This window comes from Mesorhizobium sp. M1A.F.Ca.ET.072.01.1.1, from assembly GCF_004023325.1.
Classification (GTDB): domain Bacteria; phylum Pseudomonadota; class Alphaproteobacteria; order Rhizobiales; family Rhizobiaceae; genus Mesorhizobium.
This window is the reverse complement of record NZ_RZSF01000413.1, coordinates 1-4,834: the sequence shown is the minus strand read 5'-3', so window position 1 is coordinate 4,834 and position 4,834 is coordinate 1. Positions and strand designations below refer to the sequence as shown.

The following is a 4,834-nucleotide window of genomic DNA, read 5'->3' as shown; positions in this document are numbered from 1 at the left end:
GGCGGTGCTCGGCGTGCTGCCGAAAAGCGTGCGCATCGTCGAAGGCGAGATGCTGATCGAGGGCGAGAGTCTCGGCCGCCTCGATGCGAAGGCGCGGCGGACGCTGATCGGCGCGCGTAGCGCGCTGATCCCACAGGACCCGCTCACCGCACTCAACCCGTCGCGCCGCATCGGCCCGCAGACGACCGACCGGCTGGTGCGCATCCTCGGCTGGAGCGGTGAAAAGGCAGACGAGCGTATCCGGCAGTTGCTCCAAGAGGTGCAGATCCGCGAGCCCGAACGTGTTCTGAAATGCTATCCGCACGAGCTCTCGGGCGGCATGCGCCAGCGCGTGCTGATCGCGGCCGCCTTCGCCGCCGAGCCCAGACTGATCGTCGCCGACGAGCCGACGACGGCGCTGGACGTGACCGTGCAGAAGCAGATCCTGCGCCTCATCGCGCAATTGCAGCGCAACCACGGCACGGCGCTTCTGTTCGTCACGCACGATCTCGGTGTCGTCGCCAAGATCAGCCAGAAAGTGTCGGTGCTCTATGCCGGCAAGGTGGTCGAAGAAGCCGCGACCGCCGACCTCTTCGCATCGCCGCAGCACCCCTACACGCGGGCGCTGATCGCGGCGACGCCGCGCTATACCGATCCCTACGCATCGCTGAAGCCGGTGAACGAAACCGTGCTGGCCGGGCTCGCGGACGAGATCGCGGGCGCCGACAGGGCGTGGAGGCCAAGCCATGGCTGAGCCGCTGTTTTCCGTCCGCGGGCTGAAGGTGGCGCTGCCCGACATGACGCGCAAGCCGCTGATCGGCCGGGCGCCACTGGCCGAGATCCTCAAAGGACTGGACTTCGACCTGCCCAAGGGATCGGTGACCGGCATCGTCGGCGAATCCGGTTCCGGCAAGTCGACGCTCGGCCGCGCGCTGGTGCGGCTGATCGAGCCGAGCGCCGGCTCGATCAGCTTCGAAGGGCGAGACATCGGCCATCTTTCGGAAGCGGAGCTCAGACCGCTGCGTCGCGACCTGCAGATGATCTTCCAGGACCCGATGTCTTCGCTCAACCCGCGGCACACCATCTTCAACATTATCGCGGCACCCTTGAGGCAGAACGGGCTTGGCGACCGGCTGAAGGAGCGCGTGGCGGAAGCCCTGCAGCGTGTCGGCCTGCCGCAGAGTTTTGCCGGCCGCTACCGCCACGAGCTGTCCGGCGGGCAACGCCAGCGCGTCGGCATCGCACGGGCGCTGGCGCTGTCGCCGAAATTCGTTTTGGCCGACGAGATCGTCTCCGGCCTCGACGTCTCGACGCAGGCACAGATCCTGACGCTGCTGGAAAAGCTCGCGGCCGAGATGGGGCTGACGGTCGCCTTCATCAGCCATGATCTGTCGGTGATCCGGCGGCTCTGCCGGCAAGTCATCGTCATGCGCGAGGGAAGGATCGTCGAAGCCAGCGCAACCGACGCGCTCTTCGACAATCCGAAGGAGACTTACACGCGCGACCTGCTCGCTGCCATCCCGCTGCCTGAGATCGATGCGGACTGGCTGCAGCCGCCTGCAAAGGCACCGGCATGAGAAAGGCAAACCTTGTCCGCACACCGAACAGCGGGCCTCGGTTGTGCATGGGAGCAAAGTCAGCCCGCCAATGGAGGTTGACATGAGATACGCAACAAGCGGCGCAATGGTCGGCGCAATCCTGTTCGGCTCAATGGGAACGGCTTCGGCCGACTCGATCCCCGGCATGCGCGGCCACGACCATACCGGCGTCACCGTGCCCGACATGAAGCAGGCCGTCGACTTCTTCACCAATGTGGTCGGTTGCAAGAAGGCGATGTCCTTCGGGCCGTTCGCCGACGACAAGGGCACCTTCATGCAGGACCTGCTCGGCGTCGATCCAAAAGCGGTAATCGAGGAAATCACCCTGGTACGCTGCGGCTATGGATCGAACATCGAATTGTTCAAATACACCGCGCCCGACCAGAAGGACCTGACGCCGAAGAACAGCGACATCGGCGGCTTCCATATTGCCTTCTATGTCGACGATGTCGCCGCCGCGAAGGCCTATCTCGATGCCAAGGGCGTGAAGACCAGGATGGGTCCTCTGCCGGTCAAAGAAGGACCGGCCGCCGGTCAAACCATCCTCTACTTCCAGGCGCCCTGGGGACTGCAGCTGGAAGCGATCAGCTATCCCGACGGCATGGCTTACGAGAAAGGCGCCGAGACTGTGCTGTGGAGTCCCAAAGATCCAGCCAAGTGAGCTGATCGCGCCGCAATTGTTCAATTATGAAACTTTAAGCTTGAAATAATTGCCGGCAGGCGCGATACTGATGTTGGAACCGCCGGCCCCTCGGCGGTCCCTGATGCCCATTGAGCGTTTGACGCAATTCCGGACGGGAAACCGCTACGCACTTTCCCTGGAATTGCTCTAGAGGAGATCGCAAGACATGAAGGTTGCGGTTCTCGGCGGCGGACCGGCCGGCCTCTATTTTGCCATCTCGCTGAAGCTGCGCGACGCCGCGCATGACGTGACGGTCTACGAGCGCAACCGCCCCGACGATACGTTCGGCTGGGGTGTGGTGCTGTCGGCCGAAACGCTGGAGAACCTGACCAGGAACGACCCTGTCAGCGCGGTCTGGATCAGGAAGCATTTTGCCTACTGGGACGACATCGCCGTCATTCATGACGGCGTGCGCACGGTGTCGACCGGCCACGGCTTCTGCGGCATCGGCCGCAAGCGGCTTTTAATTCTGCTCCAGCGCAGAGCGCGCGAGCTCGGCATCAAGATGATGTTCGAGACCGAGATTTCCGATCCCAGGCCGTTCATGGAAACGCACGACCTTGTCGTTGCGGCCGACGGATTGAACTCGAAGTCGCGCGCCACCTTCGCCAACGTTTTCAAGCCCGACATCGACACGCGCAAATGCAAGTTCGTGTGGCTCGGCACCACGCAGAAATTCGACGACGCGTTCACCTTCATCTTCGAAAAGACGCAGCATGGCTGGGTGTGGGCGCATGCCTACCAGTTCGACAGCGAGACCGCGACCTTCATCGTCGAATGCAGCGAACAGACCTGGGCTGCCTTCGGTTTCGGCGCGATGACGCAGCAGGAATCGATCGCTGTCTGCGAGCGCATTTTCGAAAAGCATCTCGGCGGCCATTCGCTGATGACCAATGCCAATCACATCAGAGGTTCGGCCTGGATCAACTTCCCGCGCGTGCTTTGCGAGCGCTGGTCTTACAAGAATCTGGCGCTGATGGGCGACGCGGCGGCATCGGCGCATTTCTCGATCGGATCCGGCACGAAGCTGGCCCTGGAGAGCGCCGTCGCGCTCGCCGACTATGTCGAGTCCGAGTCCGACCTCGAAGCGGCCTTCCGCAAATACGAAGATGCTCGCCGCACCGAGGTGCTGAAACTGCAATCGGCGGCGCGCAACTCGCTCGAATGGTTCGAGGAAGTCGAACGTTATCTCGGGTTGGATCCAGTTCAATTCAACTATTCGCTGCTCACCCGCTCGCAGCGCATCAGCCACGAGAACCTTCGTCTGCGCGATGCCGAATGGCTGGCGGGCGCGGAGGAATGGTTCCAGCGCAAGGCCGGCGCCGGCGGCAACATGCTGCGCCGCGCGCCGATGTTCGCGCCATTCAGACTGCGCGAGATGGCGCTCACGAACCGCATCGTCGTCTCGCCGATGGCCCAGTACAAGGCGGTCGACGGCTGCCCGACCGACTGGCATTTCGCCCACTATGCCGAGCGCGCCAAGGGCGGGGCCGGGCTCGTTTATATCGAGATGACTTGCGTCAGCCCGGAGGGACGCATCACCCCTGGCTGCACCGGCTTCTACAAGCCCGAGCATGAGGTCGCCTGGAAGCGGCTGGTCGATTTCGTCCACGCCGAGACCGAAGCCAAGATCTGCGCCCAGATCGGCCATTCAGGCCCGAAGGGCTCGACCCGCCTCGGCTGGGAAGGAACGGACGAGCCGCTGCCCTCCGGCAACTGGCCGGTGATGGCGCCTTCAGCCGTGCCGTGGTCGCCACAGAATCAGGTGCCGAAGGCGATGAACCGCGCCGACATGGACGTTGTGCGCGACCAGTTCGTCGCCGCGGCGGAGATGGCCGAGCGCTGCGGCTTCGACATGCTGGAGATCCATGCCGCGCATGGCTATCTGCTCTCCGCCTTCATCACGCCGCTGACCAACAGGCGCACCGACGACTATGGCGGCTCGCTGGAGAACCGCATGCGCTATCCGCTGGAGATCTTCCACGCGGTGCGCGCCGTGTGGCCGGCCGAAAAGCCTATCTCGGTGCGCATCTCGGCCAATGACTGGGTGGGCATCGAAGGCGTCACGCCGGCCGATGCGGTCGAGATCGCCAAGCTTCTGCATCAAACCGGCGTCGATCTCTGCGACGTCTCAGCGGGCCAGACCACGATCGCCGCCAAGCCGGTCTATGGCCGCATGTTCCAGACGCCGTTCTCCGACCGCATCCGCAACGAGGTCGGCATGGCGACGATGGCGGTCGGCAACATCTACGAGCCGGACCACGCCAACTCGATCCTGATGGCCGGACGCGCCGATCTGGTGGCGCTGGCCAGGCCGCATCTCAGCGATCCCTATTGGACGCTGCATGCGGCGGTCGCCCTCGGCGATCGCGGCGTCAAATGGCCGGATCCTTATCTACGCGGACGCGACCAGATCTACCGGCTGGCCGAACGCGAAGCGGCGGCAGGGCTGAAGGTATGAGCGCATTTATGTTTTCACGTCGGCGCTGCCCCTCATCCGCCTGCCGGCACCTTCTCCCCGTGAAGGACGGGGAGAAGGCACAAGCTCAAACGCTGGCGGCCCCCTCTCCCCGTC

4 protein-coding genes are annotated in these 4,834 nt (G+C 64.0%); all 4 read left to right on the top strand.

Annotated elements, in window-relative coordinates:
- On the top strand, positions 1-733 hold a 733-nt coding region (locus tag EOA32_RS33090; RefSeq protein WP_145971434.1), incomplete at its 5' end, for an ABC transporter ATP-binding protein.
- On the top strand, positions 726-1,556 hold the full coding sequence (locus EOA32_RS33085; protein ID WP_128373964.1) for an ATP-binding cassette domain-containing protein: 831 nt from the start codon (positions 726-728) through the stop codon (positions 1,554-1,556). The genes EOA32_RS33090 and EOA32_RS33085, both read left to right, overlap by 8 nt.
- An 82-nt stretch (positions 1,557-1,638) precedes the next feature.
- Positions 1,639-2,238: a VOC family protein gene (locus EOA32_RS33080; protein ID WP_245499471.1), complete on the top strand. Its 600-nt coding sequence runs from the start codon at positions 1,639-1,641 to the stop codon at positions 2,236-2,238.
- A gap of 187 nt (positions 2,239-2,425) precedes the next feature.
- The gene (locus tag EOA32_RS33075; protein ID WP_128373963.1) at positions 2,426-4,720 is read left to right on the top strand and encodes a bifunctional salicylyl-CoA 5-hydroxylase/oxidoreductase; all 2,295 of its coding nucleotides are present in this window, start codon (positions 2,426-2,428) and stop codon (positions 4,718-4,720) included.
- The last annotated feature ends 114 nt before the right edge of the window (positions 4,721-4,834 follow it).

Bases quoted from the DNA above. Each gene is read 5' to 3' on its own strand.
- EOA32_RS33085 (WP_128373964.1), top strand. From the start codon at position 726: ATGGCTGAGCCGCTGTTTTCCGTCCGCGGGCTGAAGGTGGCGCTGCCC.
- EOA32_RS33080 (WP_245499471.1), top strand. From the start codon at position 1,639: ATGAGATACGCAACAAGCGGCGCAATGGTCGGCGCAATCCTGTTCGGC.
- EOA32_RS33075 (WP_128373963.1), top strand. From the start codon at position 2,426: ATGAAGGTTGCGGTTCTCGGCGGCGGACCGGCCGGCCTCTATTTTGCC.